The sequence below is a fragment of the Enterobacter sp. Ap-867 genome (assembly GCF_011752855.1).
Lineage (GTDB): Bacteria > Pseudomonadota > Gammaproteobacteria > Enterobacterales > Enterobacteriaceae > Cedecea.
Map to the genome: position 1 here is coordinate 748,970 of NZ_VWWS01000001.1, position 23,924 is coordinate 772,893.

The following is a 23,924-nucleotide window of genomic DNA, read 5'->3' on the forward strand; positions in this document are numbered from 1 at the left end:
CCCTATGCAGACATTGTTATTTCGTTGCCCGCTGGTGAATGGACTTCACGCCAGGCCCGCAAGCGCGCTTGAGCGGCAGGCTTCACGCTTTGTTTCCTCGGTGACGCTAGTGAACCAGACTAAGTCACGCCAGGGGGATGCCAAGAGCGTCCTGGCGCTGGTGGGGGCAGATGTTGCCGGAGGCGATGAGTGTCGGTTGCTGATAGAGGGGCCAGACGAGCAGGCGGCCCGGCAGGCGCTCGGCCATTTTATTGGGCATGAGTTCGCGCAGTGTGATTCGCCGCTGGCCGCTGCCGTTGAAGAAGAGCAACCGCTGCCGGTGTTCCTTTCCCGAAGTGCATCCCCTGTCTGGCAAGGGAAGGGCGTTAGTCCGGGGGCGGCGCTGGCAAAGGCCGTTTTTGTTGAGCAGATCGATCTCCACGCGCTGGCGCTGCGGCACGATGAAGAACCTTTTCCTCTGCAGCAACAGCGACTGATTGTCGCCCTGCAGGCTGCGCGGATGCGTTTACGGGACGATATCAGCCAGCAGGCGGATGAAGCGGCGCAGATTCTGGATGCGCAAAGTCAGCTGCTGGAGGATGAAACCGTTGAAGAGTGCCTGCTGGACGAGCATGACGCCCGCAATACGCTGGCCGCGTTGGCAAAAGCGCTGGACGTACTGCGGGAGCCTTTCCGGCAAAGCGACAGCGAATATCTCCGCCAGCGGGAGCTGGATGTTCTTGACCTGGGGCTGAGGATTGCGGCCGAACTGACCGGCAATCCGTGGCTGGGGCTGCCGCAACTGGATGAAGACGCGCTGGTGATTGGTGATGGCGTGCTGACGCCGGGCCAGTTGCTCATGCTGCAAGGGCCATTTCTGCGGGGGATTGTGATGCCGACAGGCGGCGAAACGTCCCATACCGCAATACTCGCCCGAGCGTTTGCGACGCCGCTATTGTGCCTGGCCTCGACGAAGCCGCTCTTTGCCGCAGGAGCAGGGGCATACTTGCTGAGCGCCGGACACGGGTTTGTGCTGGCGGCACCCGATGAGGTGGCGCAGCGCTGGTACGCGCTGGAATGCAAAAAGTATGCTGCTGAACCCGTAAGCGAGGAAGCGGACATGTTCAGCCCGGCGCTGGTGTTTCTGGATGAAAAGCTTCATGACAAGCATGAGGTGATTAAACGGCTGACGGATAACCTTGACGTTCAGGGACGGGCGCTTTCTGCGACGCTCGCCGAGCAGGCCATCTGGCAGCGTGAAGCGGTCTTTACCACCGCGCTGGGCTTTTCCATCGCCATTCCGCACTGTAAGTCTGCCGCGATCTCCCGCAGCAGTATTTCCGTCCTGCGGCTGGCAGATCCGCTGGACTGGGGAGACGGCGTGGCGGTGCGGCTGGTGATTATGCTGACGCTCAGCGAGCAGGAGCAGGCGCAGCATATGCGGATATTCTCAGTTTTAGCCCGTCGGCTGATGCATGAATCCTTCCGAGAGAGGCTGCTGACCGCGGCAACGGCGCAGGCCGTGGTGGATGTGTTCCGCGAGGAAGTCATAATCTTGTCATAAATCTGGTTATACTCAGACTGGCGCTTTTCACGAGAAGGGGAGTACGTGTATGCCGATTGCCCGCTGGCAGCAGCAGTTTGAGAACTATTTGATTGAGAACTGGGCGCAGGATGACAAAGCCCATGACGTGGCGCATTTTCGGCGCGTATGGAAAACCGCCCAGCATATTATGGAAGGGACGGAGGCGGACAGGCTGGTGGTGCTGACCGCCTGCTACTTCCACGACATCGTTAACCTGCCCAAGAACCACCCGGAGCGGCATCTGGCCTCAACGCAGGCGGCGCAGGAGACGCTGCGTATTCTGGAAACGCATTTCCCGGACTTCCCCCGCGAGCTGTATGACGATGTAGCCCATGCGGTGCGGGCCCACAGTTTCAGCGCGGCTATTGCGCCGCAGACGCTGGAAGCGAAAGTAGTGCAGGATGCGGACAGGCTGGAATCGTTGGGCGCGATAGGCCTGGCGCGGGTGTTTTATGTTTCCGGCGCGCTGGGGCGTTCGCTGTTTGACAGCGACGATCCGCTGGCCGATCGCCGTGAACTGGACGATACGCAGTATTCGGTGGACCATTTCCAGAAAAAGCTTCTGCGCCTGCCGGAGTCAATGCAAACCGAAGCCGGGCGCGCGCTGGCGCGGCACAATGCGGATTTCCTCGTCGGCTATATGGCAAAGCTGTGCGCCGAGCTGAAAGGCGACTACCTGCAGGTGGACGAGCAGGTCCTGCAGCGTTTTAAATCACAGGCTTAATCCTTCCGGCCCGCAGTCCATTCTGCGGGCTGTTTTCATTTTTTCTGGGTCAAATCGGTGATACAGTTTCACTCCCTTTTCCCATTTTTGGTTCACGATGAACGATCTTGACGCGATAGCAGAACACCTCTCCCTTCAGGCACAGCGCCACAAACAAACTCAACAAGAAGAAGACAATGCGCTGGTCAGCCGTTTACTTGAAATCTACGATCAAAAAACCGTTGCGCTCCGCCTGCGTCAGGTGGGAGGCGACTGGACGCGTGAGTCCCTGAACCGCTGGTATAACGGCAAGTCTGCGCCTCGTGGTTTAACCGAAGTGGAAGTGCAGATGCTGCAAAGTATGCTGCCGTCGCCGCCGGCGCATCACGGGCGCTATGCTTTTCGTTTTATCGACCTGTTTGCCGGGATAGGCGGGATCCGCAGCGGCTTTGAGGCCATCGGCGGCCAGTGCGTGTTTACCAGCGAATGGAATAAATACGCGGTGAGGACCTACAAGGCAAACTGGTACTGCGACCCGACGCAGCACCAGTTCAATGAAGATATCCGAGACGTGACGCTCAGCAACCGTGGCGACGTCACGGACGAGCAGGCGACGGCCCACATCCAGGCCACGCTGCCCGACCATGATGTGCTGCTGGCCGGTTTCCCCTGCCAGCCGTTTTCGCTGGCGGGCGTGTCGAAGAAAAACGCCCTTGGGCGCGCGCACGGTTTTGCCTGTGAAACGCAGGGCACGCTGTTCTTCGACGTGGCGCGGATCATTGCCGCCAAACGTCCCCCGGTTTTTGTGCTGGAGAACGTTAAGAACCTGAAGAGCCATGATAAAGGCAATACGTTCCGCATTATCATGCAGACCCTGGACGAGCTGGGTTACGACGTGGCTGATGCCGCGGTTTCCGGGCGTGACGATCCGAAAATTGTCGACGGTAAAAATTTCCTGCCGCAGCACCGGGAACGCATTGTGCTGGTCGGCACGCGCCGCGATTTGAAACTGGATACGGCGGTGACGCTGGCGAAACTGAGCGAATTCTATCCGGCTCGTCGCCCGACCTTTGGCGAGCTGCTGGACGATGAGGTTGACGCGAAATATGTGCTGACCCCGACGCTGTGGAAATACCTCTATAACTACGCGAAGAAGCACCAGGCCAAGGGCAACGGCTTTGGTTACGGCCTGGTTGACCCGAAAAACCCGGCAAGCGTAGCAAGAACGCTGTCGGCTCGTTATTTCAAAGATGGCGCGGAGATCCTGGTCGATCGCGGCTGGGACATGGCGCTGGGCGAGGCAGATTTTAACCATCCTGATAACCAGGTGAACAGGCCGCGTCGCCTGACGCCGCGCGAGTGCGCCAGGCTGATGGGGTTTGAAGCGCCGAAAGGGAAAGCGTTCCGCATCCCGGTGTCTGACACCCAGGCTTATCGCCAGTTTGGCAACTCCGTCGTCGTTCCCGCGTTTGCCGCGGTGGCTAAACTGCTGGAGCCGGTGATCAAGCAAGCGGTGAAAAAGCGCTAAGCGGAGAAAGAAATGGCGGATGTACACAGCAAAGCGATACGCAGTAAAAACATGCGGGCGATTGCCACGCGTGACACCGCCATTGAAAAACGTCTGGCTGGACTGCTGGCAGAGTGCGGGTTTAGCTTTCGCGTGCAGGATGCCGCACTGCCCGGCAAACCTGATTTTGTGGTGGATGAATACCGCTGCGTTATCTTTACCCACGGCTGTTTCTGGCATCATCACGACTGCTATTTGTTTAAAGTCCCGGCCACGCGCACCGAGTTCTGGCTGGAAAAAATAGGCCGCAACGTTGTGCGGGATAAGCGAGACACGGCGCTTTTGCTGGCGCAGGGCTGGCGAGTTTTAATTGTCTGGGAATGCGCGCTGCGTGGCCGTGAGAAAATGCAGGATCGGGCGCTGTGTGAACGGTTAGAAGAGTGGATTTGCAGCGGCGGGCGTAGCGCGGAAATTAACGTGACCGGGATTCATCAGCGACACGACAGTGGCCAGCAGAGGCTGGCCACTGACTAACTATTTTTCGACTTCACACGTCTCAATCACCGGTTTGGCCGGGAACAGGTATTTACCCAGCGTGACCAGCACCACGGCAAAAATAATGATCCCCAGCGCCAGCCATTCAATCGCCGACAGGCTTTCCCCCGCAAAGGTGGTGCCCAGCAGCACGGCCACCACCGGGTTGACGTAGGCATAACTGGTCGCCACCGCCGGGGAGACATTTCGAATCAGGTACATATAGGCGCTGATGGAGATCATCGAGCCAAACAGCGCGAGATAACCCAGCGCCAGCCAGCCGGAGGTGTTCGGCATCGTTGTCAGCCGTTCGCCGGTGAGCGCCGCAAGGCTGAGCGCCACAATCCCGGCTGCCAGCATTTCCACCGCGCCCGCCATCATGCCTTCGGGCAGTTCGATGCGCGACCCGTAAACAGACCCAAACGCCCAGCTCAGGGAGCCAATAAGAATTAAAACAGCGCCGAAGGGGTTACCGCTGAGATTGCCGCCGCTGTTCAGCAACACAATACCCGCGAGGCCAATGGCAATCCCGAGCCACTCCAGCTTGCGCGTTTTAATGCCAAACAGGCGACTGAAGCAGAGGGTAAACAGCGGCACGGTGGCGACCATGACGGCGGCAATGCCGGAAGGGACGTGCTGGTGCTCGGCCACCGTGACGCAGCCGTTGCCGATGGCCAACAGAAGCACGCCGATAAGGGCGGCGTTAAGCGTCGGGCGCAGTTTGGGCAGCTTGTGGCCGCGAAGCAGGAGAATGCCCATCAGCAGCGAACCCGCAAGCATAAAGCGCGTACCGGCGAGGATAAACGGCGGCCAGGTTTTTACCCCGATAGCCAGCGCCAAATAGGTTGAACCCCAGATGATGTACAACGCAAACAGCGCCGCTATCAGCGGCACTAATTGACCAGAACGAGCTCGCATAATCCCTCACCAGACACCAATTTCAGGCCGACAGTTAACGCCAAAAGTGGGCGGATAGCGAGCTTTATACTTGTTGATGTAATGTTAATTTTTATTGACAAGCGCGGCGATTTTTCGCGGCGCGCTTTTTGCTTCATACTCTTGGGTATCGACATCAATAAGGACAGATATTTTGGCTGGAAGTAGCTTACTCACTTTGCTCGACGACATCGCCACGCTGCTGGACGACATTTCAGTTATGGGCAAACTCGCGGCAAAAAAAACGGCAGGCGTCCTGGGCGATGACCTCTCGCTGAATGCTCAGCAGGTTTCTGGCCTGCGCGCGAATCGGGAACTGCCTGTCGTCTGGAGCGTGGCAAAAGGATCGTTTCTAAATAAGCTTATCCTGGTGCCTCTGGCACTGGTTATTAGCGCCTTTGCGCCCTGGGCAATTACGCCGCTGCTGATGGTGGGCGGCGCGTTTTTATGTTTTGAAGGCGTGGAAAAAGTGCTGCACAGCCTGCAGGCGAGAAAACGCAAAGAAAGCGCGGAGGAAAAGCAGGCGAGGCTGGAGGCCGTTGCCGCCCAGGACCCGCTGGCCTTTGAAAAAGATAAGGTGAAAGGCGCGGTGCGCACGGACTTTATTCTTTCGGCGGAAATCGTTGCCATCACGCTTGGCATTGTGGCGGAAGCGCCGCTGCTAAATCAGGTGTTAATCCTGGCAGGAATAGCCATTCTGGTGACTATCGGCGTGTACGGCCTGGTCGGGATGATTGTGAAAATTGACGATCTCGGATACTGGCTGGCGGATAAGCGTGCGGCGCTGGCACAGGCGGTGGGGAAAGGGCTGCTTATTCTTGCTCCCTGGCTAATGAAAACCCTCACGTTTGTCGGGACGCTGGCGATGTTCCTCGTCGGCGGCGGTATCCTGGTGCACGGCGTGCCCGTGCTTCATCACGGCATTGAGCAATGGATGGGGCAGTTTGGCGGCGTGGTTGAGCTTGCCGGTCCGACGCTTGCCAACCTGGTGCTCGGCTTTATTGCGGGCGGTGTTGTGCTGCTGGTGGTGAACGGCATAAATCACCTTCGCGGGAGCGCTTCACACTAAGTTCGAGATGAAAAAATAACGCTTTAGTCAGGAAAAAACGCTGACCATTGACTATACCTTTAGAGGTTTTCACCCCTAACGCCGGAGGCGGCTATGGTTTATGTGGTCAGCGATGAAGTCCGGCGTAAGAACGGCGGTCCACGCATGATTGTCACGGGTTATTCCAGTGGCATGGTGGAGTGCCGTTGGTACGACGGATACGGCGTAAAGCGCGAGGCGTTTCGTGAGGATGACCTTGCGCCAGCGGAAACCAGAGAGCATCAGCAGGCGTGATGTGTCTGGTTTTTTAACGGAACCCGGCTATGCCGGGTTTTTTTATCCTCGGCTAAGGCGCTTTTCGGCAGGCCAGCTTCGACAAAGCCCTGTCGCGGTGGCAAAATCTGTAAAGACTTCATTCTTCCGGGGTTTTCGGAAGGAACTGATAACCGCGGCCGGGTCGTCCGCCAGGGAGGATCCCCCTTGATCGGTACTACATTTGAGCGGTTTATCAGCCGCTATAAAAGACCGCAGCGGGTGGTAAACCTCTGTTTTATTGTTGTGTTTCTATGCTCAACGCTGCTGACCTGGCGTGAAGTGGCGGTGCTGGAGTCCGCCTATATTTCTAACCAGCGTAACAGCCTCGATAATATTGCCACCGCGCTGGACCGGCAGCTGCAGCACAGCATTGATAGCCTGCTGTTTTACCGCAACACCATGCATTATGCGCTGCAGTCTCCTATTTCCACCGATATTTCACGTCAGGCGTTGGCGGATTTTGCCGTCCAGCGAACGCAGCCTTACTGGCAATTAAAGCTGGATCTTAATCGCGGGATGCCGATTAACGGCGTTTCCGACGAGTTTGTCAGCCACAGCCACGTGCTCGACCGCGATGAGCGCTGGCTTTATCCTGAGCTGGAGGCGGCGCTGGAGTTCAGCTATATCATGCAGCTAGCTGACGACAAGCGAGACCTGCAAAGGCGCGTGTTCTACGCTTCGCGGGCGGGCTTTTTCCTCTCAAGTACGCCCCCGGAAAACGATCCGGGCCTTGTGTCACTCTATTATCGGCTCATTGCTCAGCCCTATTTTGGCGCTCAGTCGCCGCAAAATAACCCAGGCCGTGGCCTGCAGTGGACGCATACCTATAACCCAGTCAGTCCAAATGGGCAGATTATTACCGCGGCTGTACCGCTGGATCTGAATCAGCGCTGGTATGGCGTGCTGGCGATGGATTTTCCCGTCAGCGGGATGCATGCATTCCTTCAGGAACTGTCTCACGATCGCTATGAAGGCACCGTGATGCTGTTTGACAGGCATTTCTCGCTCATTGCCACCGCGGCGAACAGCGCGCCGCAGACGCCGGTGTTTAGCGCCAAACAGCAGGCTGAGATTACCCGCTCCATGGAAAGCGGAGAAGAAGGCGAGCTGCGGATGGACAGCCGTTTCGTGACGTGGGCGAAGCTGATGAACTTTGACGGCGTGCTGATTAAAGTGCATACCCTCGGCGAGGGCGTGCAGGGAGAATTTGGTCGAATCAGCATTGTGCTAACGCTGCTCTGGCTGCTCTTTACGCTGATGTTGTTCATCTCATGGCGGGTGATTCGGCGGCTGGTGAGCAATATGTTGACGCTGCAGCAAACGCTGAGCTGGCGCGCAAATTACGATACCCTGACCCGGCTCTACAACCGCGGCGCCTTCTTCGATATTGCTCACGGAATGGCGCTGGACTGCCAACGCGAGGAAAAACCGTTCTCTGTGATCCAGATGGACCTCGATTTCTTTAAAGGCATTAACGATCGCTACGGGCATCACGCCGGCGACAAGGTGTTGTCTCATGCCGCCGCGCTGCTTGCTTCCTCCCTTCGGGAAGAGGATGTTGCCGGGCGCGTGGGCGGGGAAGAGTTCTGCCTGCTGCTTCCAGGCACGAAGCTTCCGGAGGCGGCAGCCGTCGCCGAGCGGATTCGGCACCGCATCAATACCAAAGAGCTGCTTTTGCAGGCCGGACAGACCCTCAAAATCAGCGCCTCGTTTGGCGTGAGCTGCGCCCATGAGCGCCACGATTATGATTTTGAGCATTTGCAGTCCATTGCCGACCGGCGGCTGTACAAGGCGAAGCAGAACGGACGCAACCAGGTTTGCACCCAGGACTGATTTCCCGTCGGGCGTGGCCGCTATATCATATAAGCCCTGCTGATGTTTTATTCGGTTACCGAAGGGGCGGCTCGCTAAAGCAAGCGTAATGTTTTTGTCACGTAGTGGGCGAGGCTGACGCGCGTTTATTTTTTATTCGCCCCAGTACGGCAGGCGAAATCAGAACGTTCAGTTTAGGATAAATCTTAATTTATTCAGCGCTCAAATGGCCCTTTGATGCGGGCATCAGGTTTAAAAAAACGATTTAACAAGGCATTGGACTCAAATTGATTGCGTCAATGAGTGCAGTTATAGACATTCCTGAAAAGAATATATCCTTGTATTCAATAAAATTTAAGGTAATGTGGTCAACACATCAGATTTCCTGATGTAACGAATTTCAAGTGCTTCTTGCTTCAGCAAGTTTTCATCCCGGCTCCCCGGCCGGGATGCTTTTCTTAGCGATTAATTTCATTCACGCTAAAATCCCGAATATCCAGCTCAAAAGCATCCGCCAGCTCCTTATAGCTATGCCAGTCTCGCCCATCCACGCTCACTCGCTGCGGGTGTTCCTCGCTGCTGGCGTGCCGGATATCGCTTTCGCTAATTTCGTTGATGGCGGCAAGCAGTGCGTCAACATCCACTTCCGTTGTCTGATGCGCCGCGCTGCCGCTGATTTTCACGCTCTTCATCACTTTACCCTCGCTGACTACCACCCTTAAGTATAGCCGTTTCAGATAATGCGCCAGGTGGCCCGGAGTAAGGGCGCTCAAGGTGTTTTTGATCTACAATGGCAGGCAATGTCTCTGGAGGAAATAACCATGAAAATCAATGATCGGGTGACCGTAAAGACCGATGGCGGCCCGCGGCGTTCGGGGATCGTTCTGGCGGTGGAGCCATTTAACGAAGGAACGATGTATCTTGTGTCGCTGGAGGATTATCCGCTGGGGATCTGGTTCTTTAATGAGTCAGGCCACCCGGACGGCATTTTTGTGGAGCGCGAAGAGTAGGGTAAAGGATGTATGACCCTCACCCCGGCCCTCTCCCTGGAAGGGAGAGGGGGAAATCTATCAGGTGGACGCTGGACAGTCTCCTCGCTTTCGGGGAGCGGCAATCTTTACACCACGCTAGGCACAATAATCGCCGCAAAAATCACCGTAATCACCGAATATTTCATCGCGTAATACACTTTCCGGTTTCTCTTCTTCAGGTTTTGCCCGCTGTCGCGCAGCGCGTGAACATACTTGAAGATGCGGTTCAGCCCGCCGGTGCGGTCGCTGTCGCTATTTGGCGAGCTGGCGGCTGACATCAGTGTGGTGCCTACCCAGTGGTTAACGGCCTGCGCCCAGCGCCATTTCATCGGGCGCTCAATATCGCAGAACAGAATAATACGGGTCTGTTCGCTCTTATTTTCCGCCCAGTGTACGTAGGTTTCATCAAAAATTACCGCTTCGCCATCGCGCCAGCTGTGGCGCTGCCGGTCGACTTCAATAAAGCAGCGGTCGTCGTTGGGCGTGGCAAGCCCAAGGTGGTAACGCACCGATCCGGCATACGGATCCCGGTGCTTGCCCAGGTAAGAACCTGCAGGGAGTTCCGCGAACATCGCCGCTTTAACAGACGGAATTTCGCTGACCAGCTTTGTGGTGATCGGGCAAAGCTCATGCGCAGACGGGTGTGCATCGCTGTACCACTTCAGGTAAAAACGCTTCCAGCCCCGCTTGAAGAACGTATTAAACCCGGCATCGTTGTGGCTTTCTGCCGCTTTAATGTGGCCCTGCAGGCGCAGCGCTTCCTCTCGAATGATTTCCCAGTTGTCCGTCAGCTTTTGCAGTTCCGGAAAGTCACTGGTCGGGAAATACGGCTGTTCAGGCGGCAGACGCGAGAAACGCGTCATGAACATATTGACCGGGGCCATAAAGGTCGAGTGGTCAAAAAGCTGGCGGGAAAACTTCTGTTTTTCGACACCGCGGGAGTGGGCGTAAAAGACGCTGATAATAAAAATGCCAAGAACAATAACGGCTACCATAGCAACAAATCTCTCCATGTATACTTGTATGGCGTAAGTCTAGTGAGATTTTTCTGCTTTTTTTAGCAAAGGTTGCGGTTTTGTTACAGGAAAGAGTGTCGTTTAACTTGTATTTAATCTCTGACGGGCGTCAGAGATTAAATACTGCGGCCAAAGTGGCGTAGGGATGCAGAGTAAGTCAGCTACCGGAGGTTAACAAAAATACCGTTGGTGACGTTGTCGGTGAGACGAACTACATGATATATCACCTGCTTGTTATGGGTCTTGATTTTGCGTTTAATATTTCCTTTATGAGACGAAACGGTTTTTGCCTTGATGTTCATTTGATCAGAGATTTGAATCGTTCCCTGTCCTGACATCCACATTTTTAGCATGCTGGACTCTGTGCGACTAAGAGAAAGTGTCGGCAAATTAATATGTCCAATACATTGTGCATTTTTTGCTAAGTATTCCGCTAAAATATCGTCTAAAGATTCTGGCTTGATGGATTTCGAGCTGATCAGCAGATTTTCTCTGACCAGAAGATATTCATCAAAGTGAATATTAGCAATCGCCATAAAGACTAAAAATAGCGTCCCTGGATGTTGATTTATGATCTGCTTAATTCTCTGACTGCTTTCCGGGTCATGAATAAAACAGTCTTCATTAATAAACACCACGCTGGGTGCCTGCGACTGGCATGCCTGTGCCAGCTGTTCTACCGTTTCTACATCTGCAATATGCCGTTTTCTAACCCCGCGGCTGGCTAAGTAGCCGACAAGCCCCAGCCGGGTATAGCTGCATAAGTCCATAATAATCGTTGACATAGCAAACCCTCACTAAGCGCGTTATACCCGTAATAATCAGGAGCGCAGATTGAAAGCTGTACTGGTTTTGTACCGCGAGTGACAATGTCAGTCCCAGGGCAAAGCCAATCCGCCGCATTTTCCGCAGTTCTAATTATTTATGGGTAACCATTATTAATAATTTAAAAGGCGAAATCACTATCCCGGAAAGTTGCCTATAATTTGCCAGGAATGTTCTTAAAGTAAAGTGAATGTTGTGTATTGTGAGCAAGGTAAAAACTTATATTCCGCGCCAGATATATCTTGGCGGATGTTATTAACATATTTTTTTAGGAATATCCTCAGAGAGGCAGTATGAAAATCAGGGTTATTAATTTGCGGGGATTTCACTGACAATATCCGCGAGCAGATCAAAAATCTCGCCGAATAAATGTTCGGTAAAGGGGGCGATAAGCGGCATCATTACCATAAAAATAAGCATGCCGATAGATAAGGTGACGGGGAAACCGATAACAAATACCGATAGCTGGGGAGCCATACGGTTTAACAGTCCCAGGGCGATGTTAAGCGTTAGTAACAAAGTGATTAACGGCAGGGCCAGCATCAGGCCATTGAGAAAGATCAGACCGCCCGCTCGGGTCAGCGCCATAAACGCGTTGCTGTTGATCGGTTCGCCGCCGATCGGCAGGGTATGAAAAGTATCGACCAGCATCGAAATCAGCCATAAATGGCCGTTAAAGGTCAGGAACAGCAGCATCGCCAGAATATCAAGAAAGCGGGCCAGAACCGGCATATTGAGGCGGCTGCCCGGATCGAAGAAGGTGGCGAAAGAGAGTCCCATTTGCAGGCCCACAAGTTCCCCGGCGGTACGCACGGCAGCAAAAGCGAACTGCATCGTAAAACCCAGCGCCACACCGATAAGAATTTGTTGTATTGCCAGCCAGAAACCCGCGGCAGAAAAGATCGTCACCCCTGTTGCGGGCAGGGAAGGCGCGATGATAAAGGTGATCATCAGCCCGAGCCCAAGCTTAACCCGCTTGGGGATCGATCGCTCGCTCAGGATGGGGGCGGTCATGATCAGCGCCAGCACGCGCAGCAGCGGCCAGAAATAGAGGCTTAGCCAGTTTAGCCACTGGGTGCTGTCAACGTGGATCATCCAATGGTGTTCGGCAGATTGGTCAGCAGGGAACGCATGTAATCCAGCAGCAGGTTAAGCATCCACGGCCCGGCAATGACGATGGTCACGAACACGGCCAGAATTTTTGGAATAAACGACAGCGTCATTTCGTTGATCTGCGTGGCCGCCTGCAGCAGGCTGATAACCAGGCCGCTTATCAGCGCTACCAGCAGCAGCGGGGCCGCAAGGGCAAGGGCCACCTTCATCGCTTCGGTGCCCATCATCATGACCGATTCTGGCGTCATTTTCTTTCTCCGCTAGCTGTAAAAACTTTGCGCCAAGGAACCCACCAACAGCTGCCAGCCGTCGACCAGCACGAAAAGCATCAGCTTAAAGGGCAGGGCAATTGTCGCGGGGGGAACCATCATCATCCCGAGCGCCATCAGGACGCTGGCGATCACGAGGTCGATAATCAGGAACGGGATAAATACGGTAAAACCAATCTGGAACGCGGTTTTCAGCTCGCTGGTGACATAGGCAGGCAGCAGAATACGCATCGGCACGGCTTCCGGTCCCTGCAGCGGCTGAGTGTTCGCCAGACGTGCAAACAGCGCCAGATCGGCTTCACGGGTCTGGCGCAGCATAAATTCGCGCAGCGGTTGAGCGCCTTTATCCATCGCCACTTCCATCGAGATCTTGTCTTCGCTGAAGGGCTGGTAGGCGTCGGTATAAATTTTGTCGAACACCGGCGACATAATAAAAAAGGTCAAAAACAGCGCCAGGCCAACCAGCACCTGGTTAGGCGGGGCGGACGGTGTGCCCAGGGCGTTACGCAGCAGGCCAAAAACGATGATGATGCGCGTAAAGCTGGTCATCATCAGCAAAATGGCCGGCAGGAAGGTCAGGGAGGTAATAAAGACCAGCGTCTGCACCGGCAAGGACCAGCTCTGCCCGCCGTTGGCGAGGGGCTGGCTTATCAGGCCCGGTAATTGTGCGAAGGCCGCCGCAGGGAGAAGCAAAAATAGGCCCGGTAACGAGAGCGTCAGCAAACGTTTCATCAATCTTTCCCGTTACGTTTAAGCAGGTTCTTCATCAGTTTCTGGAAATCGGCAGGCGCGGGGGCTTTTTCAACCATATCCGTGACCGGCGCAGGAGGCAGAGTGTGCAGGTGAGTGATTTGGCTGGCGGTGACGCCGAGGACCAGACGAGCGTCTTCGACGTCCACCACCACAACGCGCTCGCGCGGGCCTACGCTCACGCTGGCGCTGATGTTCAGCGACTTCTTTACGCCGACGCCCGCCCCGTGAAAACCAAAGCGCTTTGCCAGCCATGCGGCCACCAGAATAAAAATAACAATGCCGGCCAACGCCCCGCTGACCTGAACAAGCGGCGAGCTGGCGTTGACGCTGGGCTGAGTGACGGTGGCCTGGGTTGTCATTTAGCGGCTCAGGCGACGCATACGTTCTGATGGGGTGATGATGTCGGTAATTCGCACGCCGTATTTGTCGGCGACGACAACCACTTCCCCCTGGGCAATCAGGTAACCGTTGATCAGAATATCCAGCGGCTCGCCGGCCAGTCCGTCAAGCGCGACCACGGAACCCTGCGTCAGGCGCAGCAGCTCTTTGATGGTCATGCGGGTACGGCCCAGTTCGACGGTCAGCTTGACCGGAATGTCCATGATCAGGTCGATATCCTGCACGTTGCCGGCAATGTCATTGCCTTCCAGCGCGCGGAATACGTTATCCGCGGTACTTTTCCCGGAACTTTTCTGCTCGTTTAACGCATCAGCCCACAGATCGTCCACTGAGCCTGCATTGTCATCGGACGGTTGATTAATATCACTCATTTGGGCTGTTCCTCATTCAGCGAATTCAATATCGGGTTGATCAAATGTTCGACGCGCAGGGCATACTGGCCGTTAATGGTGCCGTACTGGCTGGTCAGGACCGGTACGCCATCCACGTGCGCGATAATACGATCTGGCTTTTCGATGGGCAGCACATCGCCAGGTTTCAGTTTTAGGATTTGGGATAACCGCAGCGGGATATCGGCGAAGTTCGCCACCAATTCCAGCTCGGAATGCTGCACCTGACGCACCAGGGTGTCGCGCCAGCTTTGATCTTCCTGACGGGAGTTCTCCAGCGGAGGGTTCACCAGCAGCTCGCGCAGCGGTTCAATCATGCTGAACGGCAGGCAGATGTTGAACTCCCCGGTCAGGTTGCCAATTTCGACGTGGAACGGGGTGTTAACCACGATGTCGTTAGGCGACGTGGTGATGTTGGTAAATTTAACCTGCATCTCCGAACGAACGTATTCCACGTCCAGCGGGTAAATCGCCTTCCACGCGTCGCTGTAGGATTCCAGCGCCAGCTTCAGCATACGGTTGATCACGCGCTGTTCGGTGTGGGTAAACTCCCGGCCTTCCACTTTCGTTGGGAAGCGGCCATCCCCGCCAAACAGGTTGTCTACCGCAATAAACACCAGGCTGGGTGAAAAGACGAACAGCCCGGTGCCGCGCAGCGGTTTCAGGTGAATCAGGTTCAGGTTAGTTGGTACCGGCAGGTTGCGGGCAAACTCATGATACGGCTGGATACGGATGGCCCCGACGGTGATGTCCGGGCTACGACGCAGCAGGTTAAACAGCCCCATACGGAACTGACGAGAAAAACGCTCGTTAATAATTTCCAGCGCTTGCAGGCGCTCACGCACCACGCGACGCTGGGTATTCGGGTCATAGGGACGAATATCGGATTCGCCCGGCGCCCCGGCCTTCGGCTCGTCGTTATTCTCACTGTCGCCGTTTAACAGCGCATCGATTTCGGCCTGAGAAAGAATACTGTCGCCCATGGACTTACCGCAAGATAAAGGCGGTATACAGCACGTCGCTGACTACCTGTTGAGGTTGCCCGGCGACCAGAGGCGGCGCCAGAGTAGTTTTAATCGCTTCCACCAGCTTCTGCTTACCGGCATCGGTAGCAAGCTGATTGGCGTCTTGGCGAGAGAACAGCAGCAACAGACGGCTGCGGACTTCCGGCAGGAATTCGCTCAGGCGCTGGCGGGTCGCTTCATCTTTCAAACGCAGCGTGACGCCGATGTACAACACGCGATCCGCATCACCCAGATTGACGGTAAACGTATCCAGAGCGAAGAACACTGGCGCAGGCGGCGGCTCAGGCGTTTTAGCCTGGGCTGTGGCTGGCGTTTGCTGCATGCGCCAGTAGCTGTAGCCTGCGGTGGCGCACGCGGCGAGTGTAATAAGAACCAGTATCGGCACCCAGATGGCGCGTTTACGGCCTTTCGTGATAGCGGTATCAGTCATTGAACGCTTTATTCCTGTATCGGTACTGCTGAATAGCAATTATCCCGTGTCTCCGGGCGGTCAAAGCCCGGAAAACACACGTTTATTGTCGCTAGCTCTGGCGTTTACCCTTTAACGGGGCTCAGGCGAAGATATCCACCGCACCGTTGCTGCTGGCCAGACGCTGCAGGCTATCGGCCACCGGGAGCGGTTCGACGTCATTGCCATTAAGGGAAAAACGTTCCCCGCCGCGGGTGCTTTGCTGCTGTTGCTGCTGGCCGGACTGCTGCTGAGCGAAGCTTTCGCTGCTGATGTTGCTCTGGCCAAGCTGGATACCGCTTTCCGCCAGCGCAGTACGCAGTGACGGCAGCGCGGCTTCAAGCGCGGCGCGCACGTGACTGTGCGGTGACATCATCTGCAGCTGCGCCTGGTTATCTTCTAGTTTTAGACTAATTTGCACCTGACCGAGATCTTCCGGGTGTAATCTCAGCTCGGCGCTGTGCTGGCCCTGGCGGGTAAACAGCGTAACGTGCTGAGAAATCTGCTGTTGCCACTCATGGCTTCCTAACTGGGCGCTGATCATCGGTGCCGTAGGGGTAGCGATGTGCGTTGTGGTTGGGGTAGCGACGGTGGCGCTGCTGATGGCCGGGGTTAACTGCGCCGTAACTGGGGCGGTGTTATTTGCCTGCGGAGCAGCGTTATCTCGGCTGTCAGGCGTGTTACTGGCGACCAGTTGGGCTTTGTCATCCCCCTGAGGCTGAGCAGCTGCCGGGGTATTGGCTGCAACAGATTTACTGTCTGCAAGCGTTGCACCCGCCGGAGCGGTTTTCTTCGCGCTGCCGCCAACAGGCAGCAGGCTGTCCGCGGTATTTTTGCCTGCGGTATTCCCTGCCGCAGAAGTCAGGGCGGACAGCGATGCCGTGTCGGTAGCTGTTTTAGCTAGCGCCGCGGGCTGTGCAGCGGTCACGGGCTGAGGCAGCATCGCAAACAGCGCGCTAAGCGTTTGCAGCTCCGCGTCGCTCAGAGGCTTATCGGTTTTGGCGTCTTTCAGCTCCGCCTCTGGCTTATCACCCGTTTCTGTTTTGCCGAGGGAAGTGAGCAGGGTGGAAAGCGCTTCAGGTTGCTCCGGTGAGTTCAGCAGTTCAGCGAGAGCTGCCTGGCCGTCCTGGGGCTCACGTTTAGCCGCATTGGCCGCGGCAACTTTGCTTAACGCCGCGCCCAGAGGCAGCGATTTGCCGTCCTCCAAAGCGACGTTTGCCGGCAAAGCTTTGCCCAGCAGCGTCAGGAAGTCTTCACCGAAGCCTTTGCCGTCCGCGACTTTTGCATCCCCGGCTGCAGCGGTATCGGCCCCGGTGTTTAACAGAATTTTTGGCAATGTGATCATTCACCTTTCCTCAATGTGGCCCGCTGGGCGTATTCGTCCATCTGCTTCTGATCGAGTCTGTTCTCTGCGATCAACAGCTCCGCTGCCTTTCTGTCCTGCAGGGTTTGCCATGCCTGCAGGCGCTTTTGTTTTTCCTGCCATGCACCCAATGCCTGATCAACTTTATTGGACCACTGCATCAGCTGCTGGCGGTGCTGTTCGATGGCTTTTTCCAGCGTGCGTATAAACTGCTGGTAGTTCTGCCAGCGGGTGCTGGCAATCCCCTGGCTCATGTTGTCATTCAGGCTGTTGCTGTACTCAAACTGATAGTTAATCAGCATGTTGAGTTGCTCTTCCGCCTGCTGGCAACCCCGGCGCATCTCCCCTAAACGAATCGCCGCTTTTTCCACTTCCTGGGCGGCGAGTTCACGCAAAGTATCCAGTGCGCTGTTTTGGTTCATGGTCACCTCTCATCAAACCGTGGGGAAAAGCGTCTCCAGTGCGAGGCTGGCTTCTTCCCAGTTTGCGCGTTCAAAAATGCCTTGTTGCAGGAAGGCTTCAAGATGCGGCCACAGTTCAATGGCCTTATCGAGCATCGGATCGCTGCCTTTGGCGTAAGCCCCCACGCTCACCAAATCACGGTTGCGCTGGAAGCTGGATAACAACTGTTTGAAACGACGTACCCGGGCGTAATGCTGCTCGGTAATCAACGATGTCATGGCACGGCTGATAGAAGCTTCGATGTCGATGGCCGGATAGTGGCCCGCTTCTGCCAGGCGGCGCGACAGCACAATGTGGCCGTCAAGAATGGCTCGCGCGGAGTCGGCGATCGGGTCCTGCTGATCGTCGCCTTCGGTGAGTACGGTATAAAACGCGGTAATAGAGCCGCCGCCGTGTATGCCGTTCCCCGCACGTTCAACCAGCGCCGGGAGCTTGGCAAAGACCGAAGGCGGATAGCCTTTGGTCGCCGGAGGTTCGCCAATGGCGAGGGCGATTTCACGCTGGGCCATGGCGTAACGTGTCAGTGAATCCATGATCAGCAGGACGTGCTGGCCGCGATCGCGGAAGTCTTCGGCGATTCTTGTCGCATAGGCGGCACCCTGCATACGCAGCAACGGAGAAACGTCCGCCGGGGCGGCAATCACAACGGAACGCGCCCGGCCTTCGGCACCGAGAATGTTCTCGATAAAGTCTTTTACTTCGCGGCCACGCTCGCCAATCAGGCCCACGACGATCACGTCAGCCTGGGTATAACGCGCCATCATGCCGAGCAGGACGCTTTTCCCCACGCCTGAACCGGCAAACAGGCCCATACGCTGCCCGCGACCTACCGTCAGCAGGGCATTAATCGGACGAACGCCAACGTCAAGAACATGTTCAATCGCGGTACGCTGGAGCGGGTTAAACGGGGCTGCACCCAGCGCGCCAATCAGGTCGGAATCCGGCGAAGGCAGTCCGTCGAGCGGGCGGCCGCTGCCGTCGAGCACGCGGCCGAGCAGGGCGGGGCCGAGCGGCAGTTTTTTACCGCTGTGCAGGCCTTCCGCCGTCGCCGAGCGGGCATAAACCCGGGCGCCAGGCAAAATGCCTTCCACTTCTTCCAGCGGCATCAGAAACAGTTTGTGACCGTTGAAGCCCACGACTTCACATTCGACTTCGCGATCGTGCTGTTCAATGATGCAGGTCGCGCCCAGCGCCAGCTGCAGGCCAGTTGCCTCCAGGACCAGGCCGGTGGCGCGGGTCAGGCGGCCGTAGCGGCGAACGGACGGCAGTTCGACCATCCGCGCTTCAAAATTGTCGAGCGTGTTCAGCCAGCGGGTCAGGCGCGCGGTCATCAGAGCACTCCTGGCGCGGCCAGACGGCACAGCTCTTGCCAGCGAGTGGCCACGCTGGCGTCAAGGTCGCCTTCATCGGCGGAGACTTTGCAGCCGCCCTGGTGCAGGCTTGGGTCGCCGCGCAAACGCCAGCCGTGCAGGCTTAGCGTGGCACCCAGCATCTCTTCCACCCGCTGTAAGTCATCCGGGTGTACGCGCAGCTGCGGCTTACCGCTGAACAGCGGTTCCTGCATCAGCAGGCCCTGAATCTGTTTGATCAGCGCGTTGTTATCTACGGCAGGCGTCTGGCCAATGACCTGCCGCGCGGCTTCCAGCGCCATTTGCATCAGGCGGGAAGCAATCACGCTGTCCAGCGCATCCAGCGTGTACTGGAATTCGCTCACCAGCTGCTGCATCCGGGCGTGAACCGGTGCCTGCTGCTGACGGGCTTCATTGATGCCTTGCTCAAGGCCTTGCTGGAAGCCCGCTTTACGGCCTTCTTCCACGCCCTGATCGTGCCCGGCGGCAAAGCCCGCGCTGTGGCCCTGTTCTCGGGCCTGGGCCTGCATCATCGCCAGCGTTTGCTGGAGGTCCGGCTCACTTTCCGGCTCTTCCTGCTCGGCCGTCGCTTCCGGCATCACAATCTCTTCGAACACCGGCGTAGGGAAGGCGAGGTTTTCAGGCGTCCAGAGTTTCCATGGCAGCGTATTAGACATAGGTATCCTCGCTGGTGCCGATCACCATCTCGCCGGTTTCCGCCAGGCGACGCACGATAAGCAGGATAGCTTTCTGTTCGTTTTCCACCTGCGACAGACGTACCGGGCCACGGTTGGCAAGGTCGTCGCGCAGGATGTCGGCAGCACGCTGGGACATGTTGCGCAGGAACTTCTCGCGCAGCGCCTGTTCTGCACCTTTGAGGGCGATAAGCAGAGATTCGGACTCCACTTCCTGCAGAAGACGCTGAATGCTGCGGTCGTCCACGGCCACGAGGTTTTCGAACAGGAACATCTCGTCGATGATTTTCTGCGCCAGTTCGCCGTCGAAGTCGCGCACGGCGGTAATAACGGCTTCTTCCTGCTGGGTTTTCATCAGGTTGATAATTTCCGCTGCCGTTCTCACGCCGCCCATTTTGCTGCGCTTGAGGTTCTGGCCGTCGAGCAGGTTGTTCAGCACTTCGGTCAGTTCTGCCAGCGCGGCCGGCTGAACGCCGCCAAAGGTGGCGATACGCAGCATCACGTCGTTGCGCAGGCGTTCGTCGAACAGCGCCAGAATGTCCGCCGCCTGGCCACGCTTGAGGTGAACCAGGATGGTGGCGATGATCTGCGGGTGTTCGTCGCGAATAAGATCGGCGGCGCTCTGCGGCTCCATAAAGTTGAGCGTTTCGATGCCGCTGGTGGTATCGCGGGTTTCGAGAATATCTTCCAGCAGGCTGGAGGCACGCTCTTCGCCCAGCGCTTTGATCAATACGGTACGCAGATAGTCGTTGGCATTGATGCTCAGTGCGGCGAACTGTTCGGCTTCTTGTTCAAACTCGGCCAACACTTCGGTCAGCAGTTTGTTTGAAATTTGATGGGTGTTAGCCATCGCCGCACTTAAATGCTGTACTTCACGCGGGCTGAGGTGCTTGAACACCTCAGCGGCGCGGTCTTCGCCAATGGTCATCAGCAGGATGGCGCTCTTTTCTGTTCCGGTAATACTCATATTTCAGTACTCATCCATTGGCGGATCACCAGCGCAACTACGCGAGGATCGTTGTCGGACATATCACGAATACGCTGACTCATGACTTCGGCGCTCAGGCGCTGGTTAGCTTTACGCTGCTGCTGTTGCTCGTCGCGGCTTAGCGTAACGGCCACGGCTTCTTCTTCGGCTTTAGCGCTCTGCTTCGCTTCGTTAGTGGCTTTCAGAATTTCCGCGCGGCGGGTGAGCTGAGGACGAATCGCTTTCCGCCATATCAGCCAGGCGACAATCAGCACAATCAGCCAGCGACCCGCTGAGAGCAGCATGTCGAAGAAGGCCGGAGACTTCCAGAATGGCAGGCTGCTGCCGCTGTCGTCTTCGGTGGCGGTGAACTGAGAGTTGACCACGTTCAGGGTATCGCCGCGGGATTCGGAATAGCCCATCGCTTCACGGGTCAGGTTCTCGATCTGCTTCATCTGGTCGGCGGTGAGCGGTAAAGGTTTCCCGTCGGCAAGCTGGCGGTAGTTCACTACCACGGCCACGGAAAGACGCTGAATATCCCCCACGTTCAGCTTGGTGTGACGGATGGTGCGGTCCACTTCATAGTTGGTGGTTTCGTCACGCGAAGTGTTGCTGCTGCCGTTCTGACCGGTGGTGCTGGTCTGGTTCTGCTGGCCGTTGTTGGCCTGCTGGTTAGCCTGGTTGTTCTGCGGCGGCGTCGAAATCGGTGCCGTGTTCGCTGGCGCCGGCTGGTTGGAAAGCGCGCCCGGCACGCCGCCCGGGAACTGACCGTTAACCTGAGAGGTCTGGTTCAACTGGCGAGAGCGGACCGCGGTCTGGGCCGGATCGCTATTAGGGTGATACTGCTCTTCGGTTTGTTCTTTGTTGGCAAAATCGATCTGCGCGGTGACCTGAGCATGCACGTTGCCGTTGCCGACAATCGGGCCAAGGATAGATTCAATGCGGCGCTGGTAGCGGCTCTCTACGTCAGTCGCGTACTTGAGCTGGGCGTCGTTAAGGTCACGGCCTGCGTTGTTGGACTGCGTCAGCAAATGGCCACCCTGATCGACCAGCGTGACGTTACCCGGCGGTAAACCAGCCACGGCGCTGGAAACCATATGCACCACGGCATTAATTTGCCCTTCATCCAGCGCGCGGCCAGGTTCGAGGCTAAGGGTAACGGAAGCAGAAGGGGACTTTTGTTCACGAACAAACAGGGATGGTTTTGGCATGGCGAGATGCACGCGGGCATTCTTCACCGGGCCAAGCGTTTCAATGGTGCGGGCCAGTTCGCCTTCCAGCGCCCGCTGGTAGTTCACCTGCTCGCTAAACTGACTGATACCAAACTTTTCCTGATCCAGAAGCTCGAAGCCGACGGCACCGCCCTTAGGCAGGCCCTGCTGAGCCAGGCGCAGACGCAGATCGTAGACGTTGTCTGCCGGGACCATGATGGCGCTACCGTTGTCTGAGAAGCGGTAGGGAATATTCATTTGTTGAAGCTGGGTAACAATCGCGCCTCCGTCCTGATCGGCGAGGTTGCTGTACAGCACGCGGTAATCGGGAGATTTTGCCCAAAGCACCAGGGCCACCAGCACGGCAACGGCGGCGGCACCGCCCACTATCAGCGGGATTCTGGGATTAGCACGAAGGCGATTCAACCACTCAAGAGTCTTGTTTTGCGGCGTTTGCGCCTGAGCAGCAGTGGTCATTCCACACCTCGCGGCTTAGCGTTGACAGAATTTTTAGAGTAATGAGTGAACAAGACTGACTCCCGGGTCGACAAACACGACAAAAGTTCCATATGGATGGCAGTGTCATTATTTTCGTTTCAGGAATTTTCGATGGCTGAATTAGCTCTATTTTTTACGTCTATTTAACGCCTTTATCCTATTGACAAGGTGGTAATCTTCCTCGGCTTAATACACATGGGGCGTAAAAATGGCTATTCAGGGTATCGAAGGCGTACTGCAACAACTTCAGGCGACCGCGCTGTCGGCGACCAATCCCGCAGCTTCGGCTGCCTCCGCGCCAACGGTAAGTTTTGCCGGCGAGCTGCAGGCCGCTTTGGGACGGATAAGCGAAACCTCCAACACCGCGCGTGCCCAGGCGGAAAAATTTGCTCTCGGCACGCCAGGCGTGGCGCTGAACGATGTCATGGTGGATTTGCAGAAATCTTCCGTTTCACTGGCGATGGGCATTCAGGTGCGCAACAAGCTGGTTGCAGCTTACCAGGAAGTGATGAACATGCAGGTTTAGTGCATGGGCTGATTGATTTCAGACGGGAGCAAGCCTTGTTTGCTCTTGTCTGGTATTTGACCGTGCGTTGTATTTTTGCCCCGCCTTTGACTCTTTCATTCATCCAGCTTGTGTCTTACCTGCACGTTAAGCGACGCACATCCGCGTTTTCACAACGTTAGTATGTTAAGTAAAATAGCGTTTTAACGCTAATCCCTGCCTGATACCCTTATTTATTTGACGTCAAAAGTAATTTCACTGCACTATCAGGACGATACCTTCAAGACACCGGAAGGGATTTCCGGTCTAAATGGGAGCGTCCTGTCAGCCTATGACCCCGCAACAAAAGCTAGAAGAACATTACGAGACATTAACCCCCGAGCTGCAGCGGGCCGCAGAGTTGAGCCTGCATAACATGAAGGACTTAATTGCGCTTTCGATGCGGGCATTTGCCACACGCATTGGCGTCAAGCCCGCCACGCTGCTGCGCCTGGCTCAGCGTCTGGGCTATGTCGGCTGGGGAGAGTTCAAAGCCGCCGTTATTCAGGAGCTTGGCCTCAATATTGAAACCCATCAGGCAAGGGCCGAAAAGCTGGTCGATAAGGGCAGCACGGCGTCGCTCTATCAGGAAGTGTTTGACGCCCATGCGGCAAATCTATCCCATACCGAGGCTGAAAATCCGCAGGCAATGGAACAGGCGGTTGATGTCCTGGATGCGGCCGAACATGTTTATGTGTGCGGCTTTCGGGCCAGCTATTCGGTGGCCTACACGCTGTTCTATATCTATCGCCTGTTTAATAAGAACGTGTCGCTTATCGACGGCCAGGCGAGCAATTACGAAATTTTCACCCGCGAGCTGACGCCCAAAGATGTGGTGTTGATGATAGGATTTGCCCCTTACTCGCGTGAGTCGCTGGACGTGCTGGGCGCGGCGCGGCAGGCCGGAAGCAAAATTGTTGCGCTGACAGACTCTCCACTCTCCCCACTCGCGAAACACGCCGCCAGCACGCTTTATTTCTCCGCGCACAGCCCGTCGTTCTTTCCTTCCGTAGTCTCGGCCATGGGCATTGCCGAGTGCTTGCTGGCGATGCTGGTGGCTAAACACGGAGACCGGGCGGTACAGAAAATTGCCAGCGCAGAGCGTTTCCTGCTGGATTCCGGGGCGTGGGTGAAGCCGGTTTGTTGAA

General features: G+C 56.3%; 26 protein-coding genes and 1 pseudogene. 10 read left to right on the plus strand and 17 right to left on the minus strand.

The annotated features are described in order from the left end of the window. The first annotated feature begins 4 nt into the window (after window positions 1-4). The 4 genes from F3J26_RS03475 (at window position 5) to F3J26_RS03490 (ending at window position 4,308) form a co-directional block, all read left to right on the plus strand. Window positions 5-1,543 carry a fructose PTS transporter subunit IIA gene (locus F3J26_RS03475; protein ID WP_166991485.1) on the plus strand — a complete coding sequence of 513 codons (1,539 nt, stop codon included), beginning with the start codon at window positions 5-7 and terminating at the stop codon, window positions 1,541-1,543. A gap of 49 nt (window positions 1,544-1,592) precedes the next feature. Continuing rightward, entirely contained in the window at window positions 1,593-2,288 is a 696-nt protein-coding gene (locus tag F3J26_RS03480) for a phosphohydrolase (protein WP_008458100.1), read from the plus strand. A 97-nt stretch (window positions 2,289-2,385) separates the two neighbouring features. Continuing rightward, window positions 2,386-3,795: a DNA cytosine methyltransferase gene (locus tag F3J26_RS03485; RefSeq protein ID WP_166872854.1), complete on the plus strand. Its 1,410-nt coding sequence runs from the start codon at window positions 2,386-2,388 to the stop codon at window positions 3,793-3,795. Between the two features lie 12 nt (window positions 3,796-3,807). After that, complete coding sequence (locus F3J26_RS03490) at window positions 3,808-4,308, plus strand: DNA mismatch endonuclease Vsr (protein ID WP_166991488.1); 501 nt, start codon at window positions 3,808-3,810, stop codon at window positions 4,306-4,308. On the opposite strand, the gene yedA is transcribed toward F3J26_RS03490, so the two are convergent. Beyond that, window positions 4,309-5,226 (minus strand): drug/metabolite exporter YedA, encoded by a 918-nt coding sequence (gene yedA / locus F3J26_RS03495; protein ID WP_166991491.1) that lies wholly within the window; start codon window positions 5,224-5,226, stop codon window positions 4,309-4,311. 172 nt (window positions 5,227-5,398) lie between these two features. On the opposite strand from yedA, the gene F3J26_RS03500 reads away from it, so the two are divergent. From F3J26_RS03500 to dgcQ, 3 genes are all read left to right on the plus strand, one after another. Continuing rightward, a complete protein-coding gene (locus F3J26_RS03500) occupies window positions 5,399-6,313 on the plus strand; it encodes a DUF808 family protein (protein ID WP_166991494.1) in 915 nt (304 codons plus the stop codon). A gap of 93 nt (window positions 6,314-6,406) precedes the next feature. Then, window positions 6,407-6,586: a YodC family protein gene (locus F3J26_RS03505; protein WP_008458110.1), complete on the plus strand. Its 180-nt coding sequence runs from the start codon at window positions 6,407-6,409 to the stop codon at window positions 6,584-6,586. A gap of 186 nt (window positions 6,587-6,772) precedes the next feature. Then, window positions 6,773-8,440, plus strand: a complete 1,668-nt coding sequence (gene dgcQ / locus F3J26_RS03510) for a cellulose biosynthesis regulator diguanylate cyclase DgcQ (protein WP_166991497.1) — start codon at window positions 6,773-6,775, stop codon at window positions 8,438-8,440. Between the two features lie 437 nt (window positions 8,441-8,877). Here the strand turns inward: dgcQ and yodD are convergent, their stop codons facing one another. Beyond that, on the minus strand, window positions 8,878-9,111 hold the full coding sequence (yodD, locus tag F3J26_RS03515; RefSeq protein WP_008458114.1) for a YodD family peroxide/acid resistance protein: 234 nt from the start codon (window positions 9,109-9,111) through the stop codon (window positions 8,878-8,880). A gap of 129 nt (window positions 9,112-9,240) precedes the next feature. On the opposite strand from yodD, the gene dsrB reads away from it, so the two are divergent. Further along, complete coding sequence (gene dsrB, locus F3J26_RS03520; RefSeq protein WP_008458116.1) at window positions 9,241-9,429, plus strand: protein DsrB; 189 nt, start codon at window positions 9,241-9,243, stop codon at window positions 9,427-9,429. A gap of 107 nt (window positions 9,430-9,536) precedes the next feature. On the opposite strand, the gene lpxO is transcribed toward dsrB, so the two are convergent. The 15 genes and pseudogenes from lpxO to fliF form a co-directional block, all read right to left on the minus strand. Then, on the minus strand, window positions 9,537-10,445 hold the full coding sequence (gene lpxO, locus F3J26_RS03525) for a lipid A hydroxylase LpxO (protein WP_008458118.1): 909 nt from the start codon (window positions 10,443-10,445) through the stop codon (window positions 9,537-9,539). A gap of 182 nt (window positions 10,446-10,627) precedes the next feature. Continuing rightward, window positions 10,628-11,251, minus strand: coding sequence for a transcriptional regulator RcsA (rcsA, locus tag F3J26_RS03530; RefSeq protein ID WP_008458120.1), 624 nt, complete (start codon window positions 11,249-11,251; stop codon window positions 10,628-10,630). Between the two features lie 342 nt (window positions 11,252-11,593). Then, window positions 11,594-12,386 (minus strand): annotated as a pseudogene (gene fliR / locus F3J26_RS03535) (flagellar biosynthetic protein FliR); the annotation flags it as partial. After that, window positions 12,383-12,652, minus strand: a complete 270-nt coding sequence (fliQ, locus tag F3J26_RS03540) for a flagellar biosynthesis protein FliQ (protein ID WP_008458124.1) — start codon at window positions 12,650-12,652, stop codon at window positions 12,383-12,385. The gene fliQ and the pseudogene fliR, both read right to left, overlap by 4 nt. Before the next feature lie 12 nt (window positions 12,653-12,664). Further along, on the minus strand, window positions 12,665-13,405 hold the full coding sequence (gene fliP, locus F3J26_RS03545) for a flagellar type III secretion system pore protein FliP (RefSeq protein ID WP_008458126.1): 741 nt from the start codon (window positions 13,403-13,405) through the stop codon (window positions 12,665-12,667). Then, window positions 13,405-13,785, minus strand: a complete 381-nt coding sequence (fliO, locus tag F3J26_RS03550) for a flagellar biosynthetic protein FliO (RefSeq protein WP_166991500.1) — start codon at window positions 13,783-13,785, stop codon at window positions 13,405-13,407. Before fliO ends, fliP begins: the two co-directional genes overlap by 1 nt. Next, complete coding sequence (gene fliN / locus F3J26_RS03555) at window positions 13,786-14,196, minus strand: flagellar motor switch protein FliN (protein ID WP_008458131.1); 411 nt, start codon at window positions 14,194-14,196, stop codon at window positions 13,786-13,788. After that, window positions 14,193-15,197: a flagellar motor switch protein FliM gene (fliM, locus tag F3J26_RS03560; RefSeq protein ID WP_166872879.1), complete on the minus strand. Its 1,005-nt coding sequence runs from the start codon at window positions 15,195-15,197 to the stop codon at window positions 14,193-14,195. Before fliM ends, fliN begins: the two co-directional genes overlap by 4 nt. Before the next feature lie 4 nt (window positions 15,198-15,201). Continuing rightward, window positions 15,202-15,669: a flagellar basal body-associated protein FliL gene (gene fliL, locus F3J26_RS03565; protein WP_008458135.1), complete on the minus strand. Its 468-nt coding sequence runs from the start codon at window positions 15,667-15,669 to the stop codon at window positions 15,202-15,204. Window positions 15,670-15,790: 121 nt separating this feature from the next. After that, on the minus strand, window positions 15,791-17,032 hold the full coding sequence (locus tag F3J26_RS03570) for a flagellar hook-length control protein FliK (protein WP_166991503.1): 1,242 nt from the start codon (window positions 17,030-17,032) through the stop codon (window positions 15,791-15,793). Then, window positions 17,029-17,472, minus strand: coding sequence for a flagellar export protein FliJ (fliJ, locus tag F3J26_RS03575; RefSeq protein WP_166991505.1), 444 nt, complete (start codon window positions 17,470-17,472; stop codon window positions 17,029-17,031). The genes F3J26_RS03570 and fliJ overlap by 4 nt, the downstream gene beginning before the upstream one ends. Window positions 17,473-17,484: 12 nt before the next feature. Continuing rightward, entirely contained in the window at window positions 17,485-18,843 is a 1,359-nt protein-coding gene (fliI, locus tag F3J26_RS03580) for a flagellar protein export ATPase FliI (protein ID WP_166991508.1), read from the minus strand. Beyond that, a complete protein-coding gene (gene fliH, locus F3J26_RS03585) occupies window positions 18,843-19,538 on the minus strand; it encodes a flagellar assembly protein FliH (protein ID WP_008458143.1) in 696 nt (231 codons plus the stop codon). Before fliH ends, fliI begins: the two co-directional genes overlap by 1 nt. Then, window positions 19,531-20,523 (minus strand): flagellar motor switch protein FliG, encoded by a 993-nt coding sequence (fliG, locus tag F3J26_RS03590; protein WP_008458144.1) that lies wholly within the window; start codon window positions 20,521-20,523, stop codon window positions 19,531-19,533. Before fliG ends, fliH begins: the two co-directional genes overlap by 8 nt. Further along, window positions 20,520-22,211 carry a flagellar basal-body MS-ring/collar protein FliF gene (fliF, locus tag F3J26_RS03595; RefSeq protein WP_166872891.1) on the minus strand — a complete coding sequence of 564 codons (1,692 nt, stop codon included), beginning with the start codon at window positions 22,209-22,211 and terminating at the stop codon, window positions 20,520-20,522. The genes fliG and fliF overlap by 4 nt, the downstream gene beginning before the upstream one ends. Before the next feature lie 229 nt (window positions 22,212-22,440). On the opposite strand from fliF, the gene fliE reads away from it, so the two are divergent. Both fliE and F3J26_RS03605 read left to right on the plus strand, forming a co-directional pair. Beyond that, window positions 22,441-22,758 (plus strand): flagellar hook-basal body complex protein FliE, encoded by a 318-nt coding sequence (fliE, locus tag F3J26_RS03600; protein WP_008458146.1) that lies wholly within the window; start codon window positions 22,441-22,443, stop codon window positions 22,756-22,758. Between the two features lie 310 nt (window positions 22,759-23,068). Continuing rightward, entirely contained in the window at window positions 23,069-23,923 is an 855-nt protein-coding gene (locus F3J26_RS03605; RefSeq protein WP_166991511.1) for an SIS domain-containing protein, read from the plus strand. Window position 23,924 lies beyond the last annotated feature (1 nt).